Source organism: Gardnerella sp. DNF01141 (assembly GCF_049244255.1).
Lineage (GTDB): Bacteria > Actinomycetota > Actinomycetes > Actinomycetales > Bifidobacteriaceae > Bifidobacterium > Bifidobacterium vaginale_E.
Genome location: NZ_CP058391.1, coordinates 1,201,224 through 1,226,627, shown reverse-complemented (window position 1 = coordinate 1,226,627; position 25,404 = coordinate 1,201,224). Strand labels below are relative to the sequence as shown.

The 25,404-nt window shown below is 44.5% G+C and carries 24 protein-coding genes and 4 tRNA genes; 1 reads left to right on the top strand and 27 read right to left on the bottom strand.

Annotated features, from left to right (window positions below; translation table 11 throughout):
• Window positions 1–2: 2 nt before the first annotated feature.
• The 18 genes from rplV to HXT35_RS04670 all read right to left on the bottom strand — a co-directional run bounded on the left by rplV (window position 3) and on the right by HXT35_RS04670 (window position 18,011).
• Window positions 3–362 (bottom strand): 50S ribosomal protein L22, encoded by a 360-nt coding sequence (gene rplV, locus HXT35_RS04755; RefSeq protein WP_004105510.1) that lies wholly within the window; start codon window positions 360–362, stop codon window positions 3–5.
• A 16-nt stretch (window positions 363–378) separates the two neighbouring features.
• A complete protein-coding gene (gene rpsS / locus HXT35_RS04750; RefSeq protein WP_004114357.1) occupies window positions 379–657 on the bottom strand; it encodes a 30S ribosomal protein S19 in 279 nt (92 codons plus the stop codon).
• A gap of 15 nt (window positions 658–672) precedes the next feature.
• Window positions 673–1,503 (bottom strand): 50S ribosomal protein L2, encoded by an 831-nt coding sequence (gene rplB / locus HXT35_RS04745; protein WP_004129060.1) that lies wholly within the window; start codon window positions 1,501–1,503, stop codon window positions 673–675.
• Window positions 1,504–1,537: 34 nt separating this feature from the next.
• Entirely contained in the window at window positions 1,538–1,834 is a 297-nt protein-coding gene (gene rplW / locus HXT35_RS04740) for a 50S ribosomal protein L23 (RefSeq protein WP_004105515.1), read from the bottom strand.
• A 5-nt stretch (window positions 1,835–1,839) separates the two neighbouring features.
• Window positions 1,840–2,505: a 50S ribosomal protein L4 gene (gene rplD / locus HXT35_RS04735; RefSeq protein ID WP_004135723.1), complete on the bottom strand. Its 666-nt coding sequence runs from the start codon at window positions 2,503–2,505 to the stop codon at window positions 1,840–1,842.
• Window positions 2,506–2,510: 5 nt separating this feature from the next.
• A complete protein-coding gene (rplC, locus tag HXT35_RS04730; protein WP_004129064.1) occupies window positions 2,511–3,161 on the bottom strand; it encodes a 50S ribosomal protein L3 in 651 nt (216 codons plus the stop codon).
• Between the two features lie 13 nt (window positions 3,162–3,174).
• Entirely contained in the window at window positions 3,175–3,483 is a 309-nt protein-coding gene (rpsJ, locus tag HXT35_RS04725) for a 30S ribosomal protein S10 (RefSeq protein ID WP_003808013.1), read from the bottom strand.
• Window positions 3,484–3,803: 320 nt separating this feature from the next.
• The gene (gene adhE, locus HXT35_RS04720; RefSeq protein ID WP_421787961.1) at window positions 3,804–6,506 is read right to left on the bottom strand and encodes a bifunctional acetaldehyde-CoA/alcohol dehydrogenase; all 2,703 of its coding nucleotides are present in this window, start codon (window positions 6,504–6,506) and stop codon (window positions 3,804–3,806) included.
• 331 nt (window positions 6,507–6,837) lie between these two features.
• Window positions 6,838–7,326 carry a 30S ribosomal protein S9 gene (gene rpsI, locus HXT35_RS04715; RefSeq protein WP_004129066.1) on the bottom strand — a complete coding sequence of 163 codons (489 nt, stop codon included), beginning with the start codon at window positions 7,324–7,326 and terminating at the stop codon, window positions 6,838–6,840.
• Between the two features lie 17 nt (window positions 7,327–7,343).
• Window positions 7,344–7,793 carry a 50S ribosomal protein L13 gene (rplM, locus tag HXT35_RS04710; RefSeq protein ID WP_004129067.1) on the bottom strand — a complete coding sequence of 150 codons (450 nt, stop codon included), beginning with the start codon at window positions 7,791–7,793 and terminating at the stop codon, window positions 7,344–7,346.
• Between the two features lie 261 nt (window positions 7,794–8,054).
• Entirely contained in the window at window positions 8,055–10,220 is a 2,166-nt protein-coding gene (gene malQ / locus HXT35_RS04705; RefSeq protein WP_421787959.1) for a 4-alpha-glucanotransferase, read from the bottom strand.
• 8 nt (window positions 10,221–10,228) lie between these two features.
• Window positions 10,229–10,861, bottom strand: coding sequence for an AbrB family transcriptional regulator (locus tag HXT35_RS04700; protein WP_421787957.1), 633 nt, complete (start codon window positions 10,859–10,861; stop codon window positions 10,229–10,231).
• Window positions 10,862–10,900: 39 nt separating this feature from the next.
• Complete coding sequence (locus tag HXT35_RS04695) at window positions 10,901–11,566, bottom strand: IMPACT family protein (protein ID WP_421787955.1); 666 nt, start codon at window positions 11,564–11,566, stop codon at window positions 10,901–10,903.
• Window positions 11,567–11,572: 6 nt separating this feature from the next.
• Window positions 11,573–11,866: a metal-sensitive transcriptional regulator gene (locus tag HXT35_RS04690; RefSeq protein WP_421787953.1), complete on the bottom strand. Its 294-nt coding sequence runs from the start codon at window positions 11,864–11,866 to the stop codon at window positions 11,573–11,575.
• A gap of 197 nt (window positions 11,867–12,063) precedes the next feature.
• Complete coding sequence (locus HXT35_RS04685) at window positions 12,064–14,976, bottom strand: peptidase (protein ID WP_421787951.1); 2,913 nt, start codon at window positions 14,974–14,976, stop codon at window positions 12,064–12,066.
• Window positions 14,977–15,677: 701 nt separating this feature from the next.
• The gene (locus HXT35_RS04680) at window positions 15,678–16,289 is read right to left on the bottom strand and encodes a peptidase (protein ID WP_421787949.1); all 612 of its coding nucleotides are present in this window, start codon (window positions 16,287–16,289) and stop codon (window positions 15,678–15,680) included.
• 603 nt (window positions 16,290–16,892) lie between these two features.
• Window positions 16,893–16,979 (bottom strand) — tRNA-Ser (locus HXT35_RS04675).
• A gap of 99 nt (window positions 16,980–17,078) precedes the next feature.
• Window positions 17,079–18,011 (bottom strand): EamA family transporter, encoded by a 933-nt coding sequence (locus HXT35_RS04670; RefSeq protein ID WP_421787947.1) that lies wholly within the window; start codon window positions 18,009–18,011, stop codon window positions 17,079–17,081.
• 97 nt (window positions 18,012–18,108) lie between these two features.
• On the opposite strand from HXT35_RS04670, the gene dinB reads away from it, so the two are divergent.
• Window positions 18,109–19,419, top strand: coding sequence for a DNA polymerase IV (gene dinB, locus HXT35_RS04665; protein ID WP_032843461.1), 1,311 nt, complete (start codon window positions 18,109–18,111; stop codon window positions 19,417–19,419).
• Between the two features lie 60 nt (window positions 19,420–19,479).
• On the opposite strand, the gene fdxA is transcribed toward dinB, so the two are convergent.
• From fdxA to groES, 9 genes are all read right to left on the bottom strand, one after another.
• A complete protein-coding gene (gene fdxA, locus HXT35_RS04660; protein WP_004127762.1) occupies window positions 19,480–19,812 on the bottom strand; it encodes a ferredoxin in 333 nt (110 codons plus the stop codon).
• Between the two features lie 168 nt (window positions 19,813–19,980).
• Window positions 19,981–21,609, bottom strand: a complete 1,629-nt coding sequence (locus tag HXT35_RS04655) for an APC family permease (protein ID WP_004127759.1) — start codon at window positions 21,607–21,609, stop codon at window positions 19,981–19,983.
• 279 nt (window positions 21,610–21,888) lie between these two features.
• The gene (locus tag HXT35_RS04650) at window positions 21,889–23,169 is read right to left on the bottom strand and encodes an FAD-binding protein (RefSeq protein ID WP_421787945.1); all 1,281 of its coding nucleotides are present in this window, start codon (window positions 23,167–23,169) and stop codon (window positions 21,889–21,891) included.
• Window positions 23,170–23,292: 123 nt separating this feature from the next.
• Entirely contained in the window at window positions 23,293–23,463 is a 171-nt protein-coding gene (gene rpmG / locus HXT35_RS04645) for a 50S ribosomal protein L33 (protein WP_004105548.1), read from the bottom strand.
• 53 nt (window positions 23,464–23,516) lie between these two features.
• A tRNA-Met gene (locus tag HXT35_RS04640) sits at window positions 23,517–23,590 on the bottom strand.
• Window positions 23,591–23,594: 4 nt separating this feature from the next.
• Window positions 23,595–23,666 (bottom strand) — tRNA-Thr (locus tag HXT35_RS04635).
• A 1-nt stretch (window position 23,667) separates the two neighbouring features.
• Window positions 23,668–23,749 (bottom strand) — tRNA-Tyr (locus HXT35_RS04630).
• A gap of 111 nt (window positions 23,750–23,860) precedes the next feature.
• The gene (gene hisC, locus HXT35_RS04625) at window positions 23,861–24,958 is read right to left on the bottom strand and encodes a histidinol-phosphate transaminase (RefSeq protein WP_004127750.1); all 1,098 of its coding nucleotides are present in this window, start codon (window positions 24,956–24,958) and stop codon (window positions 23,861–23,863) included.
• A 134-nt stretch (window positions 24,959–25,092) separates the two neighbouring features.
• Window positions 25,093–25,386 carry a co-chaperone GroES gene (gene groES / locus HXT35_RS04620; protein WP_004127748.1) on the bottom strand — a complete coding sequence of 98 codons (294 nt, stop codon included), beginning with the start codon at window positions 25,384–25,386 and terminating at the stop codon, window positions 25,093–25,095.
• Window positions 25,387–25,404 lie beyond the last annotated feature (18 nt).

Here is a 25,404-nt window from a genome sequence, read left to right as displayed (position 1 = left end):
CTTTAGCGGGCTCCTTCCTTAAGCGAGACGATAACGGTGATATGGCTTGTGCGCTTGTTAATGCGCGCAGCGCGACCCTGTGCACGAGCGCGGAAACGCTTAAGCGTTACACCCTCATCCACGTAGGTTTCCTTGATGACCAAGTCCTGCTCACGGAATGGTTCACCGGCTTTTTCAGCCTTCACGCGAGCGTTAGCGATCGCGCTTTCAAGAACCTTGCGCACCGGCAAAGATGCGTCCTGAGGAGCAAACTTCAAAATGGTAATAGCTTCGCTTGCACGCTTGCCTCGGATGAGGTCGACCATGCGGCGAGCCTTGCGCGGCGTCACGCGGACGTGACGAGCGATTGCTTTAGCTTCCATGTGTCCTAACTCTCCTTTAGCGGCGTGCCTTTTTGTCGTCCTTCACATGACCCTTGAAGGTCTTGGTTGGGGCGAACTCACCGAGCTTATGACCAACCATGGCTTCGGTAACGAATACCGGCACATGCTTGCGGCCATCGTGTACGGCAAAGGTGTGTCCAATGAAATCAGGAGTGATCATCGAACGACGCGACCACGTCTTAATGACGTTATGCGTGCCCTTGTCGTTTTGCTCGTCGACTTTCTTCTGCAAGTGGGCGTCGACGAAAGGGCCCTTCTTGATGCTACGAGTCATCTATTCGACACTCCCTTACTTGCGGTTCTTACCATTCGGGCGACGACGAACAATCATCTTGTTCGAAGCCTTCTTTGGACGACGTGTACGAACCTCGCCCTTGCCCCATGGAGAAACTGGCGGCTTGCCACCACGGGTACGACCACCATGTGGGTGGTCCACAGGGTTCATGGATTCGCCTCGAGTTATTGGCCTACGACCAAGCCAACGAGCGCGACCAGCCTTACCAAGTTCAATGTTGGCGTGATCAGAATTACCAACTTCGCCAATCGTAGCGCGGCAACGAGCGTCAACGTTACGAATTTCGCCAGATGGCATACGCAACTGAGCGTAAGCGCCATCCTTAGCGACGAGCTGAACAGCAGCACCAGCGGAGCGAGCAATCTTTGCGCCACCAAGTGGACGAAGCTCGATTGCGTGAACCACAGTACCGGTTGGAATATTCTTCAGAGGCAGGTTGTTGCCTGGCTTAATATCAGCCTGAGCACCAGTCTCAATAACGTCACCCTGGGCAATACCTTCAGGAGCGATAATGTAGCGCTTCTCACCATCTGCGTAGTGCAGCAATGCGATGCGAGCGGAACGGTTAGGGTCATACTCAATATGAGCGACCTTTGCTGGCACGCCATCCTTGTCCCAACGCTTGAAGTCGATGAGACGATACTGACGCTTGTGACCGCCGCCGCGATGGCGAGAAGTCATGCGGCCGTAAGAGTTACGACCACCAGTCTTGCTGAGTTTGCGTACCAACGATTTTTCAGGCGTAGAACGCGTGATCTCGGCAAAATCCGAAACCGAAGCGTTACGACGGCCTGCAGTCGTCGGCTTATAAACGCGGATAGCCATAATATAGTATTCCTTTACTTTTCTCGGCTAGCCTTCAGTTACCAAAGATGTCAATCGTTTGACCTTCAGCCACGGTGACAATAGCGCGCTTCTGGTTCACACGACGGCCGAAACCGGTGCGAGAGCGCTTCAACTTGCCAGCGCGGTTCAAAGTGTTAACGTTTGTCACCTTGACCTTGAAGATTTCTTCGATAGCCTGCTTAATCTGAACCTTGTTAGCATCTGGAGCCACTACGAAAGTGTACTGACCACGATCAGAAGCTGCATAACTTTTTTCAGAAACAACTGGCTTAAGAATTACGTCATGTGCTGGGTTATGGACTGCGACCATTTAAATCAGGCCTCCTTAACGACAGGCTCGGTCTTAGCAGCAACGAAGGCTTCGAAGCCTTCCTTGGAGAAGACGACGTACTGAGCTGTAACAACATCGTAAGTGTTGAGCTGATCAGCGAAGATCACGTGAACAGTTGGAATGTTGCGTACAGACATCCACTCATTGATGTTCTCACGAGAAAGAACAACAGTAGTGAACTGGTTATTGGTCACAGGGGTAAGTGCTGCAACAGCTGCCTTGGTGGATGGAACATCCTTAATACCAAAGTCAACTACAGCAATACGTCCAGCATTTGCACGATCCGAAAGAACGTAACGAAGAGCAGCTGCCTTCATCTTCTTCGGGGTGCGCTGATCGTACTTACGAGGAACTGGACCGTGAACAACGCCACCATGTACCCACTGTGGAGCACGAATGGAACCCTGGCGAGCACGACCGGTGCCCTTCTGCTTCCATGGCTTCTTACCGCCGCCGGAAACATTAGCACGATTCTTCACAGCATGGGTGCCCTGACGAGCAGCAGCAAGCTGAGCGATTACGACCTGATGAACCAGTGGACCGTGAGCCAAAACGTCTTCGTTGGAGATGCCGAAAATTTCAGCAGGAGCTTCAACGGTTCCGCTTGCCTTGCCCTTAGTATCAGTGACGTTCAGAGTTACGTTTGCCATAATTATCAGGCTCCCTTCACTGCCGAACGGACGAGAACGATTGCGCCCTTAGGACCTGGAATAGCGCCCTTAATAGCGAGAATGCCGTTCTCGACATCCGAAGAAACGATGGTGAGGTTAAGCGCGGTGGAAGTCACATGACCCATGCGACCAGCCATACGCTTGCCCTTCAAAATGCGGCTTGGAGTTGCGCAAGCGCCCACAGAACCTGGGCGACGTTCGTTCTTGTGCGAGCCGTGAGTACGACGATAGGACTTGAAGCCCCAACGCTTAATAGTGCCAGCAAAGCCCTTACCCTTGGTAGTGCCAGTGACATCTACTTCAGAACCCTCAGCGAACAATTCAGCAGTCAATTCCTGACCTGGCTGATAATCTGCTGCGTTCTCCGTGCGCACCTCAGCGAGGTGACGACGAGGAGTTACACCAGCCTTTGCAAAATGACCGGCCAATGGCTTGGTCACCTTGGTAGGATCAATCTGGCCATAACCGAGCTGTACTGCGCAATAACCGTCAGACTCTACAGTCTTTACAGCGGTAACTACGTTAGTAGCAACTTCAACCAGAGTTACGGGGACGAAGAAGCCGTTCTCATCCCAAACCTGCGACATACCCAGCTTGCGGCCGAGCAATGCAGTGCGATTCTTATTCTGCGACATTTTCTCCCCCTTCCTACAGCTTGATCTCGATGTTTACATCCGCAGGCAGGTCAATGTGCATCAAAGAATCCACAGCCTTTGGCGTTGGATCTACGATGTCAATGAGGCGCTTATGAGTGCGCATCTCGAAATGCTCGCGAGAATCCTTGTATTTATGAGGAGAACGGATAACAACAAACACGTTCTTCTCGGTCGGCAGAGGAACCGGACCCACCACTGTGGCGCCCGCGTTCGTCACCGTCTCGACGATTTTCTTCGCCGATTGGTCGATGACCTCATGGTCATAGGACTTAAGCCTGATGCGGATTTTCTGTCCCGCCATTGCCGTCCGCCCTTTCTAGCGATTCGTTTACTGTTTACCAACCTGAATTCAAGGGCACCGGCGAGAATAAACCCCTAGGGCAATTCCACATCAGTGCGCGGCATCAAAAACCTATTCATACAAAAAAATTCGATTCAAAGTTTTTGCTTCCGCGCTCGCTTTTTTTAATTACAATATGCGAGCCTTAAAACAGGCAACTAAGTAATTAAACCATCAACCTTCGATTATTAAAAACAGGGCGTGTCGGCTATTTTCCAACAAAAAATGGCAGAAACTACAATTAGTTTAGCTTCTGCCATTATTAACTAAATACGCAAAAATTATGCGGCTTCACGCTCCAAGCGTATACGATGGCCTTCTTCTTGAGAAACGCCATAATACGCAGCAATCGCAATATCCTTCATATCCTCAATTTGTGGAATACGAGGATTTGCAGGAGCGCACTGATCTTCGTAAGCGCGCATGCCAATATTGTCAAGTATCGACCAGTAGTACTCTTCATCTACGCCACAAGCCTTAAACGAGGCGTCCATTCCAAGCTTTTCATTTCGATACTCTTCAACAGCGCGAGCAAGATTTTCCACGCCTTCTTCAGGGGTTTTACCAGGATCTACACCAAGATTCTTAGCAATCTCCTGATACCTTTCAAGCGCAATATAATGATTGTACTTTGGCCAGCTAGTTGGCTCTTGCGGAATCTGACCGTTGTAGCGAATAACATAAGGCAGCAAAATTGCGTTCGTATGTCCGTGTACAACATGGCACAAAGCACCAATAGTATGAGCCATAGCGTGGCACATACCTAGGAATGCGGAACCAAATGCCATTCCAGCCATAGTAGCGGCATTGTGCATTTTTTCTTGCGCCTCAACCTTGCGCTGAGAATCTTCACAATTCACAGAATCGTTGAGATTTTCCCAAATAAGCTTCGAAGCGTGCAACGCCATAGCGTCCGTAAAATCATTTGCGTAAACAGAAACATAAGCTTCCATAGCGTGAGTTAAGGCATCAAAACCAGAATCGCACGCCAAACGACGCGGCTGAGTACGAGCTAACACAGGGTCTACGATTGCAACCGTTGGAGTCAAAGCGTAATCCGTAATAGGATACTTGTATCCAGTCTTGTGATCTGTAATAACAGCGTAAGGCGTAACTTCAGATCCAGTTCCGGAAGAAGTTGGTATGCAAACAAGCTTAGCTTTGCCACCAAGAGGCGGAATCTTAAATGCGCGCTTACGAATATCGAAGAACTTTTCACGCAAATCAGCGAAAGAAATCTCCGGATGCTCATACATAAGCCACATAATCTTAGAAGCATCCATTGGAGAACCGCCACCAACAGCAATAATTGTGTCTGGCTGGAATTCGTCACGCATCATTGCTGCGCCACGCTCAACCGTTTCAACGCTTGGCTCAGGCTCAACGTAATCAATAATGCGGAAAGTAACGCGATTATCCCGAGCACGAAGCTGGTCAATAATCTTATCTACTACGCCAAGCTGCTCCATAACTTTATCGCACACAATAACTGCGCGCTCAACGCCGTACATATCCCTCAAATAACGAATAGCATTCGGCTCAAAATAAGTTTTAGCCGGAATCTTGAACCATTGCATATTATTATTCCTTCGTGCAATACGCTTAATATTAAGAAGATTTATAGCCTGTACGTTGCCAGAAACGGAATTTCCACCGTAAGATCCGCATCCAAGAGTAAGCGAAGGAGCAATAGCATTATAAATATCTCCAACGCCACCAAGAGATCCAGGAGAATTCCAAACAATTCTGCAAGCATGCATACGAACGCCATATTCGCGCACAAGATCTTGATTATTTGTGTGAATTACAGCAGTGTGACCAGCTCCATGCACAAGCATCTGTTCACACATCTTAAAACCTTGTTCTTTATTTTCAGCGCGAAGCATTGCGTGAACAGGAGCAAGCTTTTCCATAGTAAGCGGCTCCATCTCACCAACTTCTTTGCACTCAGCAACCAAAATCACAGCATCTTCCGGAATTTCAAATCCAGCTTCGTGAGCAATATATTGAGGAGATTTTCCTGGAACAGTGGAGTTAAGTTTTGGAGTATTTCCAGAATATGCAGTGCAGCCAAACATATATTGCTCAAGCTTAGCTTTTTCATCAGCATTAACAAAATATGCTTTCCTGCGCTTCAATTCGCGAAGTAATGGCTCATATACGTCCTTATTCGCAATAATTGCCTGCTCGGTTGCGCAAATCATTCCGTAATCAAAATGCTTTGAAAGAATTAAATCGTTTGCAGCACGCGAAATATCAACATCGCTGTCAACATATGCAGGAGCATTTCCAGCTCCAACACCAAGAGCTGGCTTTCCAGAAGAATACGCAGCCTTTACCATTCCAGGACCGCCTGTTGCAAGAATTGTTGCAATCTTCGGATGTTTCATTAAAGCGCCAGTTGCAGCAATAGAAGGATGCTCAATCCACTGAATGCAATCTTTTGGAGCTCCAGCCGCAACCGCTGCATCACGAACAATTCGAGCTGCTTCAGAAGAGCACTTTTGCGCGAAAGGATGGAATCCAAAAATAATTGGGCAGCGAGTTTTTAGTGCAATAAGCGACTTAAAAATTGCTGTTGAAGTTGGGTTTGTAACTGGAGTTACGCCTGCAACAATACCAACTGGCTCAGCGATTTCGTCAATTCCAAGAACATCGTCTTCGCGAATAATTCCAACTGTTTTCTGCCCTGCCAAGTAATGCGTAATATGTTCGCATGCAAAAATGTTTTTTGTTGCTTTATCTTCAACAAGACCGCGCCCAGTTTCGTCAACAGCCATTTTTGCAAGAACCAAATGCTTATTTAGCGCTGCAACAGATGCTTTAGCTACAATATGATCAATTTGTTGCTGATTAAGCTTTTCAAATTCATCTAAAGCATGTGATGCTTTTTCAACAAGTTGATCAACCTCTTGCTGTGCTGCTAATTCAACATCATCGACGGTTTTAGACTCTGTTTCGGCCTTATTCTGTGCCTCAACCATGAGTAGTCCTCCTTGATCTTTACCAACGGCATTAATAACGACGTTAATAACGACGTTAATAGCAAATTTTTTTGCCTGTTGTTACTCACAGTAAGTAAATATGTGATACAAGTCACAATTTAGCCGTTTTACTGTACTTTTGCATCTTTGCAGCGAGTTGCGCTATTTATGATTGAGCACGGTAGAGTTATGTTCGTTTTTTGAGTACTTTTGCTTACTTTTACGTTCGTTTTATTTTTTTATATAGATTTTGATATTTAGATTTTGATATACAAAAATGGCCCCAAGCAAAAGCCTGAAGCCATTTTGTAAAATATATATTCTGCGAAACTTAACGCTTCGAGAACTGAGGTGCACGACGTGCCTTGTGCAAACCAGCCTTCTTGCGTTCCACAACACGAGCGTCGCGAGTCAAGAAGCCAGCCTTCTTCAAAGCAATACGGTTTGCATCGCGATCGATGGAATTCAATGCACGAGCAACACCCAAGCGAATAGCACCAGCCTGGCCGGTAGTGCCGCCGCCGTCAACGAGGACTACGACGTCGAACTTGCCTTCAAGCTTGAGCAACACGATTGGTGAATTCACTTCGCGCTGCAATAAGCGAGATGGGAAGTACTCTTCCAAAGTGCGACCATTGATGGTCCACTTACCAGAGCCTGGAACCAAACGTACACGAGCAACAGCTTCCTTACGACGACCAGTGCCGTAGCCTGGCTCGATTGCGGAAGTGCCGGTGCCTGCACCAGCGTTAGTTTCAGTAGTGTAGCTAGTCAGTTCTTCTTCGTTTTCAAGAACCGCGGAGTTGTTATTTTCTGCCATATCTATTCTCCTTGATCTCACTTAGCCTGCTGAGAGACCTGAGCGATCTCGAAGACCTGTGGCTTCTGCGAAGTGTGCGGATGCTCAGCGCCAGTGAACACACGAAGGCGGTCAAGCTGCACCTTAGCAAGACGATTCTTTGGAAGCATGCCCTTGACAGCAGCCATGATAATACGCTTTGGATTCTTCTCCAAAAGCTCTTCATAGCTATCACGACGAAGGCCGCCTGGACGACCAGAGTGGGAATACAGTTCCTTGCTCAACTTATTGCCAGTCAAAGCAATCTTTTCAGCGTTAATAATAATAACGTGATTGCCAGAATCAGCATGAGGAGCAAACGTTGGCTTATTCTTACCACGCAGCAAGATTGCTACCTGAGAGGCCAAACGACCAAGTACCACGTCAGTGGCATCGATGATGTACCAGTCATGAGTCAAATCTGCTGGTTTCGGTGTGAAAGTCTTCACAATCGTACCTTTTCTCTATTGTGTTTCGAGCGTTGTATTTTCTTGGTTTATAGAAAATACGTTACTCATAATCCGTGGGCTCCCTGAAAGTCCTCGATGGCGAGTGGGAAAAGCGCTTTGAAGGACCCCTTAGGGAAACACAACAATCTGCAAGTATATCGCCAAGTGGCGACTACTTGCAAGTGTCTATTTTATATAAGGCTGAGACGAATACAAAACAAATTGCTCAACAAATTGCTAAACAAAATAAATCACAAGATGTTATGCATTCATAATCGCAGCAAGCGAGCGCACACGAGGCAAATCAAACATAGTATCCAAAGACACCGGATTGCCGTCACCATCAGCTAACGGAATACGCCAATTCGGGTACTCATTATTAGTTCCAGGCTGATTCTGCGTACGATACTCACCAACTGCATCAACCAAAGAAGCAGCAAGCAAACGTGAAGGAGCATCCTTCAAAGCGCGGTACAATGCCTCAATAATCTCCTGAGTATGAGCATCCTCATCCTCAAGCAACTGAGCATCCAAATAACCGTCCTTCACCAACATTCGCATCATGGCACGATGCTCTGCTTCAGCTCCAGCGCGGAATTCTTCAACAGAACCCGTAAGCAAGTGCAAACGCTCACGAATATTAACCTGCTCATAGCGCAAATAACCAGCAGCAGGAGGCATATCGTGGGTATTTACAGAAGCAAGTGTCATCTCGCGCCACTTATCTGGAGAACGGAATTCGCCATCTTGCACCTCGAACCATTCAACCGTGCAACCAAGCACAGCCTTCTTGCGCAGTACATCCAAAGCATTTGCAGGCAAAACACCCAAATCTTCACCAACAACTACACCGTGAGCGCGAGCGGCTTCGATTGCCAAAATGCCAAGCATAATATCAGAATCGTAGTAAACGTAAGCACCACCACTTGGAGCTGAACCTTCTGGAATCCACCATAAGCGGAAAAGTCCAAGAATGTGATCAATTCGCACAGCACCAGCAGAAGCAAACATTCCATGAACCATGTCTCGGTATGTTTTAAAACCGGTACGCTCAAGCTCAAACGGATGCAGTGGAGGCTGCGACCAATCCTGACCCTGCTGATTGAAGTAATCAGGCGGAGCGCCAACTGTAGCACCGTTAGCAAATCTCTCTGGATTCCACCAAACTTCAGATCCTGCAGGATGCACACCAACAGCCATATCTGACATAATGCCGATTTTCATTCCAGCTTCGCGTGCAGCAACTTGAGCATCATGCAATTGAGTAAAAGCAACCCATTCAAGCCAACGATAAAACTCAAGAGTATCTGGGAAGCGCTTAGCTAATTCGCGCACTTGGTCAGAATCCTTAGTAAGAGTCTTCTCCCAGCAATCGTCACCCTTTGGAGCACCCCACTTGTCGTAGCACAAGCACCATGTTGCGTAGGATTCAAGACGCTCGCCCATTTCCTGCTTAAACTCATCAAAAACACGAGTGCGATTTTCTGGCATTCCAGCCTTGAAAATCAGCCACAGTGCGCGCATTTTTACGCGCCACATAGAATCTCTATCAATGATTTGAGCATCGTTATTAAGAGGCTCCACCTGGGAATGTAATTTTTCGACTTCTTTTCGAGTTTTATCGTTTAACGTTTCGTACTCAGGAATACTTTCTGGACGAATATACGTTACGTTTACCATTCCCCTAGCAACTGGCAGGTACGGAGATGGTGTAAGTGGAGTCACAGGCTCACCTGCATGCATTGGGTTAATTAATACAAAGTCAGCGCCAGTTTTTTTCTTAGCTTCAGCAAGAAGAGTTGCTAAATCTGCAAAATCGCCAACACCCCAAGACTTTGAAGAACGAATTGAATAAAGCTGAGCCATCCATCCCCAAAGCTGCTCACCGTTTGCTTCAAGAGAATCAAGTGTAGTTATGCTTTCTGGAGCACTAATAAGTGTTGCTTCTTCTTGACGCTCTCCAACAGTTACTCGCAAAGTGTGGTAGCCCATTGGCAAATCTTCAGGAATTTTAATTAAAGACGTAGCTACAAACTTGCCATTTACTGGGTATGCAGTGGTGTTATCGTTAGGTACGATTTCTAGTTCACCCTCATACTGTTCGCCGTTTTCCAACGTGATAGTTGCCGCTGGATACTCAAGAATTCCAGTATTCACAGTTACTTCATCGCACTTGCCAACAGTATGCAAAACCGTTGGAGCAACAATACGGCCGTGACGGTAAGTCAAAGCATCTTGCATAGATTTTTCTATTGCAGCATCGCTAGAAGCATCTACGCCTAATGCGGCTAAAACAGACACCAATACATTATCTTGAATTTCATATTCTTTATTGTCGGAACCAACGTAACGCACACCTACGCCCATTAATTCTGCTAGGCGATGCAGTGGCGACGCTTCTGTCACTTCTTCTGTTGTATTATTCATGTTTCCCATTATTCGCGAAAGCAACGACCGCGCGCCGCCAAAGCCACGTCTTCCGACTTGTCGTCACACAAAGTTTGCAAAACATTTTGCGGAACTCCAGGATTTAGCGCAACTGCTCTACGCACCATAGTTGCCAATACGCTTGGAGCGTTTTCTTCTATACTTATTCCAAGAGATGCAAGATATTGCAAGGTTTTCGCACTTACGCCATCTACTTGCGCACCTTCTAAACGCATTTTCCAAGATGCTTTTGGATTGCACAATGCAGCATCGCGAACCTTAGGGCAAGAATCTTTTGTGAGTCTTCCAACTAACCAATTTTTAGCATCGTGATTTTCAGCAACAGCAAGACGAACATCATCTGCGCAATCTTCTGAAAGTTTCACTAATATATTTGGAAAAGGCATTGAAGTAGCTAAGTAGATTCTGTCTTCTTCTGGAGTATTTGCGTTCCCAGCAACAGCTTCTAGTAAAGAAGTGGCCCTAGAAAACGCGGCTTGATCAGACCTATCTGGCAACTTACGTCTAGCAAATTCGTGAAGTTCTGCAGAATCTTCACTATGGCGCAAATGCTCATATACTGCGGTTAAAGGCTCATATTCTGCATCATTATTTGACTGCTCTTGATTATTCGTACTCATAAAATCACCTTTAACGCTTTATGTCGATTAGCTTATTACTTAGAGTACCATCTGCTTTCGGCACAACACTTCAGGAACAACACTCCCAGAAAAAGCATTTCGAACTAGCAAAAGAAATTCTTCCGATTTATAAGTTGGTACGGAAATATTTAGAGTAATATCAGCCCCATAATTTTCGCTGTCAATCGCGCCTTCTACTTGATTGACTATATGCTGCAACATGCGCAATTGCTGATATTTAAGATTACAAGCAAAGCTAATGCAAGAAACAATATCTACGATTTTTGCTGCTGCGACTGCCATACTTGCAGACCTAGCATAAGCGCGTGTTAATCCGCCCGAGCCAAGTAAAATACCGCCAAAGTAGCGCGTTACTGTTATTACGCAATCGGTTAAATTCGCTGAGCGTAAAACATCAAGTATTGGTTTTCCCGCTGTTGAAGCAGGCTCGCCGTCATCGCTCATTCGTTCGCATAATTGCGCTCCACGCATTCCGCAGATAGCAGCATACGCAACGTGACGCGCTTTAGGATTCGCAACTTTAACCGACTGCACAAAATCAAGAGCTTCATCAAGAGTTGTTATATGACAAATATTGCCAATAAATTCTGATTTTTTCTCAACAAACGCATCATGTGCAGGATTAGAAGAATCTTCTTTCACTGTGCGCAAAACAGTACGCGAAACAGTATGCGAATCTGGCACTATATATTACGCCTTTTCGTAGCGAAGCAAACGATCAATAATCTCAGTAACATCTTCCATTGCTTGCTTTGCGCTTTCAACCGTACCTGTTTCAACAGCATGATGTATATCACTATTGACATGCTCACGAGCAGTCAGCACAGCTAAAGAATGCAATGCAGCTGTTGCAGCAGAAAGTTGCATAAGAACATCTTTGCATTCAGCATCTTTCTCAATCATAGTATTGATAGCATTAAGCTGCCCTTGCACTCTATGCAAGCGTACTAACAGTTTATTTTTATCAATATCATAATCTTTCATTGCTGCTCCCTCTTCTATAAAAACACACTAACCTACATGTTATAACGTCATATTCAACATAGTACAAGTTGACATACTAATCATATTATGCGCAAATTGTAAAGTAATTACAACAAAAATTTGACGCGCTAATCATATTTTTTGAAAATATGCATAAGATTAACGCGCCAAATTCCGAATATTCCTATAAATAAGTACTATACCAATCTACGTTTCAATTGGCGAGCACCACCGTGACGCGCATTGTCGAATTTGCGTCCGTGTCTAGGAATTACAGCAACAAATCTCCCTAGGAACATTCCACTAGCGAATGTTAGCGTTGTTAGTGAAAGAAGCATTACAGTCGCACCAGAAACGCCAGTAACAGCCAGTGAAGATGGGTTCGTATTTGTTATTTCATCACTACCATCTTTATCTAATCTGTTATCCGACAATTCATCCAAATTGTTCGGAGTAGACTGTGTATTACCTTTTCCACTCTTATCGTTATTCCCATTATTGCCATCCGCAAAACCAAAATTCTTTAGATCAATTGGATAATTTGAATTTGCATCAGACTTACCGCCTGCACCGCCTTTACCACTTTTGTCGTTTTCACCATTGCCACCTTGATTATCAAAATCAGCTTGATCATTCTGATTCTGGTCTCCATAAGAACGCGCAGAATTATCCATTACCTGCACAGTTTCACCCTCTACACCCAAAACATGAGTAGCTAAAGGATGACCTTGAGCATCGAAAACTTCCGCTTTCCAATAAACAATTCCGTCGTGGTTCAAAGTAATATCCGCAGATTTAACGGTAATCGGAGATTTCTTGCTATCTTCAGATTGCTTATCCGTAATATTTACGCGCGATTCAGGCATAATCTCATCGCTTTGTGCAGATGTTACAGAGTTAGCAGCCGGTGAAGCATGAGGCGCATCAGTTGCTTTTACCTTTGCCTTTTCTTTTGCTTTTTCTTTTGCCTTTCCTTTTTCTTCTGCATTAGACTTTAGCGAAGAAGACCTGGATTTATCGTCAGCATTATCATCACCGTACGCATATGCGCTAAATACTACGTAACTTCCCTTTGGAACATCACCGGTAATACGAGCATTGTCATGGAACTTTTCTCCAACCTGCACTTTATCGTCACTAACTCTAGTTGTCACAGATACAGGATGAACCAAAGCAGTTGGTTCCACATACGTGCGGCTCCACAAATTGTCGTACGCCGATTTATAAGCTACAGCGCGCGAAGATCCAGGAAAATCGTACACAAACACATACCATCCTGAAGCACTATTCTTATCGGCACGAATATGCACATTATTTTCCAAAACTTTCGGCTCAGTAGTAGACCTATCAGTTCCAGCAATAGGCCTAAGCGTAATATTTCCGTTGCCAATCTTGTACACGCCATTAACTGCAGGAACATCCCACTTAGCAATCAAACGATGATGACTATCTTCTTTTGGCTCTTGATAAGACGGCTCGCCTTTAGATCCAGGCATATAATTTTCGTTATCTTTTTTAGTAGGATTTTCACTACCTGCACCAGCCCACCAAACGCGAATATGCGCTTTTTTATCTTCATTAAAGCCGTAACTGTTATTCCCCTTAAAAGATCCGTAAGTTTCAGGAAGACCTCTTACAGTAATCTCATTAACAATTTCCGTATTAAGCCCAACAGTTTGCTGCTTAGCAACAATATCTGAACTTACAGTTGCTTGATGAACAGCCGTAGTGTCGGTAGAACCAAACAGCTGCACAACATCATCTTTCAAAAACTCTCGGTCAGATTTATTCTGAGAATCGCGAGAAATAATCCAAACCCATGTGCCAAACAAACCTGCTTCTAAATCATTTACTTTATAAGCTTCTGCTTTATCAAGATCAGATGCTGTAATATCTCCATTAGCACGTTTTGCTAGTGCAGTTATAGTTTCTCCAGAATTAGAGAAATTAGCTTTAGCCGCAGCAACTTGACGTAAATTAGGCATAGAGCGCATGCGATTCAAGTACTCTTTAGCAGATTCACCACTATTTCGCTGTTGAATATGCAAAATATCTTCAGCAGAACCTACAAAATAGTAGCCTTGCGCGCGAAGATGAACATTTTCTGGCCAGGAATCATTTCCCGCAACACCGCTAGTTACAGTACTATCTACCTGCTCTCCTGCACGCAGCTCATGCTTTGATATTTTCGACTTAAGCAACGGCTGGAAAGTTTTTTCTACACCAAAAGAAAAATCTTGCGGATACCACGTATTCTCAAAAGCTTTCATCACATCTTGACCATCTGGAGAGAATAAACGTTCAGCTTTTGGCGCATTAAAAGAAACTTCAATTCGAGCGTTTCCAGCATCAAGTGCGTTCCAAGTAATATCTAAACCTTCTTTTTTAGATTTTCCTTCAAAAGACTCAGATCCGTTAGCAAATTTAATAAGATTATTTGAGGATTTTACTTTAATAGGTACTCCGCCTAAAGAATCTCCATTGGAATTTTGCAGACTAATATGCATTACACCAACGCGCTTGCCCTTAGTGTAATCATTTTTTAGCACAGCCTTAACCGGAGTTTCTTTAACACCCTGTTGCCACAACTCATCTGCCTTATTCCTTAAAGTTTCTGTTTCAACGCCTATAAATCCGTTTTCAACAGCCTCCTTCCATCTGTTCTGATTAATATCAAAATGATTATGCACCATAAACGCCAAAGCAGCCTGAGTTAAATCATCGTCATTATTGTTGTGTGTTTTAATAATATTTGCAGCAATACGATAATCTTCACCATTCATCTGCTTAAATTCGCCTTTGTAATCTACAAACACGGAAGATTCCATGCAATAAAAAGCATTCTTTCGGCCTTCCCAATTATCCCTAACAGGACCAAGTCTTAGCCTTCCAATCTTTTCACTTAACCATTCAACAGTATTCGACTTTTTGTAATAATAACCCGTTAAATTATTGACAGATCCCATAGCAATTTGCGAACAAAGTACCGAAGGAACTAGTACCGCGGAAGTAAACAATGCCAACATTTTGCGAATATTTTTTTGTTTCATGAGGTTTCGCAATTTATTCGCACAACTAAAACTAGTATGCTTCCCCAAATATGTTTCCATAAAAATCTCCTTTAACCCAACCCTTAATGCAATAGCGAATTATGAGCATAATTTTCTATTTGCATTGAGCACTAAAGTAAGCGCTCATGACATCAACTATGACTTTAGAAAAGATTTGCGTAAATATTTTTTTAGTATTGTGGTTAAAAGGTAGGATTTGGATAAAAGTTATGCACAAATACACAATTTGGGAAATAACCTGAAATCTTCCGCAAAAGCGACTCAAACTACTCACCCTTGCGCAGTTTTGGTCGGAATCTGGCTAAAAAACGACATAAACTACTCACGAATGAGTCGTTTTGGTCGAAATTGCGCACGTAGGCGGCATAAACTACTCACCGCCGAGCAGTTTTGGTCGCTTACACTAAAAAAGAATCTACATACGAAGAAAGGCTTGGAGATAGCACCCCTACAGTGCCAAACCCAAGCCCTTTAACAAAACCGGATCGTTTTCCCTAATAAACAAAACCGGCCTACACTCAACAGTTACACTAACAAACCGCACATAATCACACTGTAAAGAAAGAGATTTGGCAAAACAGTAGAATCATGCAAAAGCCCGAAAGCAAACCCGCCGCAAAAACATAAAGCCCTTGCAGCACGTTGAGTGAAAGATTTAACAAGTGAGCGCACCATACTCACATACAGTGCGCTCACAAACAAACCATTAAACAATCAACACGAATTAACGTGTTAAAAGCTTAGTGACGGATCTTGCGAAGAGCAGCACCCATGCCAGCAAGCACGGAAGCAGCAACAGCAGCCAAAGCTACAGCAGCACCGGTCTTAGCCAATGGAGCAGCCTTCTTATCAGCCTTCTTATCAGCCTTCTTGTCATCAACCTTCTGACCATGACGCTTGAGATAGTCAGCCACAGCTTTGCAAGCGATATCATCTTCACCGTAAAGCTTCACGCACTTCTTGTAATCCATGTCCTTGTTGCCATAAGGAGAATGCTCATACTTATCATTCTCGTCAGCCTTAGCCTTATCTGCCTTCTCCTTATTCAAACGCTCAGCAAGAGCTTCAGCAGTTTCAGGAACATATAAGGTATTATCATCAGCAGCAGCAGCGGCATGACCCTGATCGCCAGCAGCAGGAGCGGCATGACCCTGATCACCAGCAGCAGGAGCAGCATGACCCTGATCACCAGCAGCAGGAGCAGCATGACCCTGATCACCAGCAGCAGGAGCAGCATGACCCTGATCACCAGCAGCAGGAGCATTTTCAGCGAAAGCTGGGGCAGCGAAAGCCAAACCGGAAACGAGGGTGGCGCCAGCAGCAAGTGCGGCGATAGCCTTCTTATTCAACATAATATTTTCCTTTCTTCTTCTCCTTCGTGCTAGGTACACGAAGAAAAATTTGCTATGCAGCTCCAAGCGGAGCTACACACGCCTGTCAAACTAGGACCGACCGGCGCTTGCTATTTAAGATACCCCCCCCCCGTTCGAAAAAGTCAAGAGCAGGCACGCAGCCCATTAACAGAAAACATTTATATTTTTACGAAAATATTTCAGTCAAACTATTTTTAACAGTAAAAAATACAGTATTACGTATTACTTTTCGTAAAAATGTCAATTTCACGATTTTCAAAGATTTTTCCCAGAAAACTCTCAGGAAACTCGCGTCCGCCGCCCAACACCGCCCGCAAACCCTTGAAAAACCGCCATTCTTGCGCGACACGCCGTGCGCCCCCACGCACGCGCAAACTCCCTCGTCACCTATTCGTTACCAGCGCAGAGTGATTACTGCACCAGTAACACTAAACACCATTTATTCGTTACTAACGCAGATTGCCCACTGCACTAACAACGCAAAACCCCATTTATTCGTTATCAGCGCAGAAACGCAGTTACATAAGTAACAAACAAAAAAACAAAAACTCCGGACTGCAAAAAGCAATCCGGAGTAATCCGCGGAGTCAGAGAGATTCGAACTCTCGAGCCGCTTACGCGACTAACACCTTAGCAGGGTGCCCCTATCGGCCACTCAGGCATGACTCCAATTATTTGTTGCGTACAATTAGCAACAGATTGACACTATAGCACCTCTTACGGACTGTAAACAAGCCCGACGCGACACACTTAAAATCAATCAAAACACTAAACAGGATTATGGTCGCCAGAGAACGTAACCACCACAGCACACATAACCAAAGCTATACCAGCAACATCTGTTAGAGTTGGAATCTCACCAAATCCCATTCCAATAACCACAGCAATTGCAGGATACAGTGCTTGCATAACAGAATATTTTGCGGAGCTAACGCGCTTAAGTAAAACCTGGTCCAGCAAAGCCGGAAAGAATGAGGCACATATTGCAATCACAAGCATCAATGCAAGCAAAGCAAAGGATCCCCCAAGGCGAGCAGCCCACGTAGCTTCTGCTTTAGGCCAAATAACATTCTTAACTGCAGGAACAGCAAGAAATGTAGATTGCAAAAGCCAACCAATAAGAGCCGCAACACTTACACGATCAATAGCATGCGAAGCTTTTGCAATTTTTCGTCCGGAAACAATATACACGCCCCACATTAAGCCGCCAACAATAATAGCGCATAAACCTATTAGAAAATGCGGACTTACTGCACTATGCATGGAAGCGCTTGCGAGTAAAGCAATTCCACAAACAGCAATTACCATACCAGCTCTTTCACGCCATTCATGACCTGTAATAACAGCCACAAGCAGCGGACCAATAAATTCTATAGTTACAGCCACACCTACAGGCATGCAGCTGATTGCCACATAAAACATGGTATTCATAGCAACTAGAGAAATTCCGACCGCAACAACAATAGCCCATTCACGCAAAGTTTTTGGCAACAAGCTACGTTTTGCGCGCGAAAATGGTCTTCTCCAAGCCAGTAACATCAAAGTCATAAAACCAACGCGATACCACACAGCATAAAGCGGGTCCAGCTGACTAAACGCAACTTTTGCAACAGACGTAGCCGTATACACCATTGCAGCTTCAATAACTATGATTAGCAGTACTGGCATGCGGTGTAATACATTTACGACAAATTGCTTCATAGCAACAACCCTACATTAATATATCGGCGACATTCGCTTTTTTGCAAAAAACATTACTTTTTTCTATAAAATCGAACGTTTGTTCTATTATAAATTTATGAGTACAGCACCGAGAGTACAGGCAGCAAAACGAGATTGGGGGCACGATACCTCCGGCTGTAACATACTTCATGTTGATATGGATGCGTTTTATGCTTCTTTAGAAGTTGCAAGACATCCGGAGCTTAAAGGAAAGCCGCTTATTATTGGCACAGGAAATCGTGCTGTAGTTTCTGCAGCAAGCTACGAAGCTCGCGCTTATGGTGTTAATTCCGCAATTCCTGTTGTTAAGGCTAGAAGTCTTTGCCCGCAGGGAGTTTTCCTGCCAGTTGACATATCCTACTATTCAAGCGTTTCTAAAAGTATTTTTGAAGAAATTTTTTTGCATGTTACTAATCAAGTCGAAAAAGTTTCTGTTGACGAATGCTACATGAACGTTAAATCGGCTTTATTACAGTGGAAGTCGCCTGTAAATATTGGGGCTTGGATACGAAAAGAAGTATTTGAAAAATATCATATTACATGCTCTGTTGGCATTGCCAGCAATAAACTTATTGCAAAAATGGCTTCAACTAACGCAAAACCTAATGGCATGCTTCTTATTCCGCAAAAATGTAATGAAGATTTTGTGTCAATAATGCCTTTGCGCGCAATACCAGGAATCGGCCCTTCTTTAATACATAAGCTTGAAGACTGGGGATTATCTACTGTTGCATCACTTAAAAATGTTGATAAAAAAACGCTTTCTCGCATAACAGGCTCGCAAAGCATGGCAAGAATGATATATCAGTCCGTTAGGGGCATAGACGAGCGCACTGTAATACCGCGAGCGCCTGAAAAATCTATTGGCACCGAACGAACTTTAGATTCAGATACAACTAGCGAGCAAACTGTTCAACAATTACTGCAACAATGCTGCAGCGAAGTAACTCAGCATTTGCGAAATCGTAAGCTTATGGCGCGAACTATAACGCTAAAACTGCGATTTAGCGACTTGCATTATGTTACTAGATCTTCTACTTTGCAAAATGCCACTGATTCAACGCACGAGTTTTACAAGCACGCCATTGACTTGCTTTCTAAAGCTAATCCAACTGTTCATAATTACATTCTTGGAGGAAACAACACAAAGCTTTTAAGTCCGGTTCGCTTAGCTGGTATTACAGCGAATAATCTTGTGCCAGCAAATAAAGTTTCGCTGCAGCCTTCATTAAACGATATTCTGGAAGAAAATACGCGCGAATCTAAAAACCCTGCACAAAACAGCATATCTGCAATGAATAAAAATACTAGATTACGTCATGCGGAGCACGCTTTAGATGCCGTTCGCAAAAAATACGGCGACGATGCAGCACATATTGGATTGTAAACTCGCACAACAAATAAACTCGCGCAACAAAAATATTAATTAAACATACTTTGCAAATAATCAATTACTTGCTTTATTCGCGCGCGAAGGCAAGGCTGCAACATGCTCTTCGTCCCATCCTGAAGCTCCAGCATCTTGAGCTCCGCCTAAATCTCCAAGCTTGTCGAAATAATCAACTGCAGCATCGCGATACCATTCCCAGCCTTCTGGCAAATCATCCTCGTAAAAAATAGCCTCTACCGGACAAGCTGGCTCACAAGCTCCGCAATCAACACACTCGTTCGGGTTAATATAAAGCGTGCGATCTCCCTCATAAATACAGTCCACAGGGCATTCGTCTACGCATGCTTTATCTTTTACATCTACGCAAGGTTCTGCAATTACATATGGCATAATGCCCTCCTTTCTGTTTTTATGCAACTTTTCTATTATAGAACATTTTTGAAAAGTCTATAACACAAAAAGTCGGCATGCGAATCTAACCGTATGCCGACTTCTTGCTACTTAAATAATCTATTAATTTTGATTATTTTACTAAGATGCAAACTGTTAAGTTGCAAACTACTCAGATGCACACTGAGGTGCAGCAGCTACCTCAGCTTCAGCCTCTGCGCGAGCTTGCTCTTCAGTTTCTCCTGCAGCTACCTTTTCTGCAGCTGCAGCATCTTGAGCAAACAAGGTTTCAACCGGTACACCGAGCTTCTTGGCTTTACGCAACTGCCTTCCAAGTAGAGAGTTGCGGTAAGAGTAGCCGAAGTACACAGCAAAACCGATTGCCAGCCACACAGCAAAACGAATCCAAGTCAATACAGACAAGTTGAGCATGAGCCAGAATGTGGAAAGAGCTGCGAACATTGGAAGCCACGGATTGCCAGGAACGCTGAACGAACGGTGCAAATCTGGCCTGCGCATACGCATAATCGGAACGCCTGCAGAAACAAGCAGGAATGCAGAAAGCGTACCAATATTAACCATGTCGGAAAGAATACCAATATCGAGAGTGGAAGCAACGACTGCCACAACAACACCGGAAACAATCTGAAGCCTTGCAGGAATGCCACGCTTACTTACCTTAGAGAAGCTACGTGGAAGCAGGCCATCGCGGCTAACAGCGAAGATAATTCGCGTAAGACCGAGCAAAAGAACCATCACAACGGTTGTTAAGCCAATAACAATACCGAGGGAAATAATCTTTGCAGCCCAAGTAGCTCCCACGAGTTCGAAGCTTGTAGAAAGCGAAGGAGCGGATTGCTTTGCCAAATCCTTGTAGGAAACCATACCGGTTGTTACAACTGCAACGAGGATGTAAAGAGTAGTAACAATGAGCAAACCAAGACCAATGCCTCGAGGAATGTTCTTATGAGGATCCTTAGTTTCTTCTGCCGTGGTTGCAACAACGTCAAAACCGATAAATGCGAAGAACACGAGAGCAGCGCCGGAAAGAATGCCAGTAACGCCATAAACGGCTGGCTGCATACCGGTTACCCACTGCCACAAAGGCTGGCTCATAACACCAGAAACTTCCAATCCCTTTACGTTTGCAGCGTTAGTTGCTGGTGGAACAAATGGCGTAAAGTTAGAAGACTTAATGTAGAAGAAGCCAACAACTACCACGAACAGAACAATACCAATCTTCAAGATTGTTAAAGCGCCGTCAAAGCGTGCAGAAAGCTTAGTTCCAAGAACAAGCATAGTTGTAAAGAATGCAACGATTATGATTGGAGCTACATCAATAGTAAAACCGCCTATATTAAAGTTGGTGGTCATATTCAAGCCGAAAAGCTTCATTAAATCGTTAAGATACACACCCCAATACTTTGAGATTACCGAGCCGGCCATCAGCATTTCCAGGATCATATCCCAGCCAATAATCCAAGCAACAAGTTCGCCTACTGTAGTGTATGTGAATGTATAAGCAGATCCAGCAACAGGAATCATAGAAGCAAATTCTGCGTAGCACATTGCAGCAGAACCGCACACAACGCCTGCAATAATAAAGCTAATAATTACAGCAGGGCCAGCGTGAAATGCTGCAGCCTGAGCTCCAACAGAGAAAATACCGGCGCCAACGGCAACGGCAACACCCATAACTGCCAGATCCCACGCATTTAACGTACGTTTAAGATGGCGATCACCATCCATTGTCTCTGCGATAGTCTGTTCAACAGACTTTTTTCTCCATATTTGCATAATAAACGCACTTTCGTTGATGTATAGGTATAAAGGTATTAGACGCAATTAGCAACGCACCAACGAATTGCGCGAAACCGTTGCGACTTAATCTATATAAAATTCTGCCAAATCACAATAAATGGGATTAAACAAAAACTTTATATAGATAATGTAGGTAAATATTACACAAAACATTGCTTATACGGTAGTTTTACAGTGTGTTTCTTTATTATTTACGAAATTTTACGAAATAGCTTTATATATTTCTGTATAAACAGATGTACAAGCGTAAAATTTTTAGTTTACAGAAAGACCTATAAGCACAGGTTCCGGTATAAGCGTCACACCAAACTTATTACGCACACCATCAATAACAGTTTTAGCTAAAGAAAGCACGTCGTTAGAAGAAGCATTATTGCGATTAGTCAACGCTAAAGCATGCAAGGAAGAAAGCCCTGCGGCAGAAACTTCACCATTCTCACTAAGCCTAAATCCTTTATGGAAACCAGCATGGTCAATAAGCCAAGCCGCAGAAGTTTTTACACCTTTAGAACCGTCCGGAAGAAGCGCTTCAAAACGAGGAGCATCCTCCGGCAATAAATCAGCCTCAGCTTTTGTCATTACTGGATTCATAAAGAAACTTCCACAACTATGACGATCACTGTAAAGATTATCTCCCTGCAAAAATTCGCCGGTAATATAATCTTCACTTTGTAATTTCAAAGCAATATCGACGCCTTGAGCGCTTTTTGTGCCACACATCCACTGATTTTTGTATCTCAAAGCATCTTCGAGCATGCCTTTAGAAGCTCTAACACGCAAAACTTCGCGACGAATTGCCGAAGTTTTCATACGCTCGCCTACTTCAACTTTCAAAGCACGAGCCAACTGCGAATGAGCAACAACGCCCGTATCACTATGCTTCAAACAAAAAGTAACAGAAAGAACAACGTAACGAGGAGTAGGAAAATACGAATCGCCTGGAACACCTGCAGAAGCGTACATACTTTGTTTAAGAGCAGAAGTACGATACCCAAAATGCAACTGATCTTTTGACAATTCAAGCGTTACTTTATTTTTGCGATCCCAAACTTCTACAGAAGTAACGCTTTGAGAAACTTCCTGACCATACGCACCAATATTTTGTACAACAGAAGCCCCAACAGTGCCAGGTATTCCAGAAAGGCCTTCTACACCCTCTAAACCAAGATTAATAGCGTAATTTACAAAATCATCCCAATTGCAGCCAGCCTCTGCATTCACATGTACAATATTTGCCCCAGTTTTGGCGTCAACGCCATCTTCTGCTGGAGCTGCTTCATCGAGAACGTTAATAGCGCGACGAGCATCGCGCACAACTACACCATTAAAGTCAAGATCTGAAACCAGCATATTAGATCCGCCGCCGATTACACATAGCGGAAGATTAGCCTCATCTGCATCTTCAACGGCTTCAATAACAGCAACGCGCGTTTTTGGCTCTACGAAGCGAGTAATTTTGCCGCCAACACCAATTGTTGTAATATCTGCGAAAGTTGGATTTGCGGTAGACGTAGTAGATGATGCTTGCATAGTCATAGTTTTAATCTTAACAACACTAAATAACAAAAACCCCGCAAAAAGCGGGGTAATAAGTATAAAATCTGCGCAATCTAAATAGGTCTAAAAAGACGCTATATTAACGCAGCAAGCTGAATATTTTCAGCGAGTCTCGCGATGAAGCGTGTGCTTGCCGCAGCGTGGGCAGAACTTGTTCAACTCAAGACGATCAGGCGTGTTACGACGATTCTTCGTCGTGATGTAGTTACGCTCCTTGCACTCCGTGCATGCCATTGTGATGCCCGGACGGATGTCGGCGCTCTTGCTTGCCATTTCGTTCACCTCTACAATTCATTGTTGGCCAGCCAGTCTCCTACTGGCCGTTGTAGCGAGGAAGAGACTCGAACTCTTGACCTTACGATTATGAGTCGTACGCTCTAGCCAGCTGAGCTACCCCGCCAGAGAGCCTCGAGTGAGAATCGGACTCACGACCTCTTCCTTACCAAGGAAGTGCTCTACCACTGAGCTATCGAGGCGTGGCGGGTAGTGGATTCGAACCACTGAAGCACGAAGCGGCTGATTTACAGTCAGCTCCCTTTGACCACTTGGGAAACCCGCCAGCAGTCTGTCGTAAGAAGTGAACTTCAAACGGCAACTTTGCTATTTTGCCACGAGTGCAAGACGAATGCAAGTCTAAGACACGCCGAAAACAAAATTTTATGCAAAAAAGCTAGTTATTTAGCGAAAAACCATCTTTTTTTAAATCTTCGCAAACTGTTAAAACGCGATCATTCGCCTCGCGCTCACCAATGCTAATACGAATACCTTCGCCAGCAAAAGCACGAACCGATAACCCGACTGCCACGAAGCGCTCAGTTACACGCTCAGTATCTGCACCAAACGGCATCCAGAAGAAGTTTGCATACGCATCCTCAATATTCCAGCCTTGATTGCGCAAAGCCAAAATAATGTGCTCGCGCTCAGAAACAAGAGCTGCAACGCGCTCATTCATCTCCTTAACTGCTAAATCTTCCAAAGATGCCAAAGCTGCAACCTGTGCTATTTGAGAAACTCCAAACGGAACAGCAACCTTTCGCATGCCCTCTACAACCTCTGCAGGAGCAATACCGTAGCCAATACGCAAACCAGCTAAGCCATACGCTTTCGAGAAGGTTTGTGCCACAACCACATTTGGATACTCACGATACAACTTCATGCCATCTGCCGTGCCTTTTGCGGTATTGAACTGCACATAAGCTTCGTCAATAAGCACAAGTACATCGCTTGGAACAGCGTCCAAAACTCTGCGCGCGTCAGTTTCGCTAAGAGACGCAGAAGTTGGGTTATTAGGATTGTTCAAAATAACTAAGCGAGTACGCTCATTAATTGCGTTAATAATTCCATCTACGTCGTGAGAACCATCGGCACGATTAGGAACTTGCACGCTTTTAGCTCCAGCGCCAGTGACAATAATCGGATACGCTTCAAAGCTTCGCCAAGGGTACACAACTTCATCACCAGGTCCTGCAACAAAGTCAACAAGCTGCGTAATAACTTCCGTCGAACCGCAGCCAAGCACCACTTCGTCTGGCGTAACGCCAAAACGCTTAGCGAGCTCTTCAACAACTTGCGTACCGCGCATATTTGGGTAACGGTTGATTACATTAAGCGCGCGAGTTGAAATAGCTTCTTTTACACTTTCTAAAGGCTCATAAGGGTTCTCATTGCTGGAAATCTTATACGCGCGAATGCCATCCAATTTAGGAGCTGGTTTTCCCTGTTTGTAGCTAGGAATCGTATCTACAATGTTACGGTGTTTGTATGTCATACTTCTCCATAATACTCCACGCACGACTTAACTGTGCAATAGCGCATCACATCTTATGCGCAGCAATAAAAAACGCTGGGAATGACATTTGCATCATTTCCAGCGTAGGTTTTATTGTTTCAACCGGCTAAAGACTAGCCAAGAATAGCAAGCACGTCGCGAGAAGACACGATTAAGTAATCCTCGCCATCGTAATGCACTTCAGTGCCACCGTACTTGGAGTACAAAACCTTGTCTCCAACCTTAACGTCCATAGGAATACGCTCGCCCTTGTCATCACGACGACCAGGACCAACCGCAAGAACTTCGCCCTGCTGTGGCTTTTCCTTGGCATTATCTGGAATATACAAGCCAGAAGCAGTCTGAGTTTCTGCCTGAGCCTGCTTTACAATAATCTTATCTTCCAACGGTGTGAGCTTAATCGACACTGTCGCCACCTCTTTCTT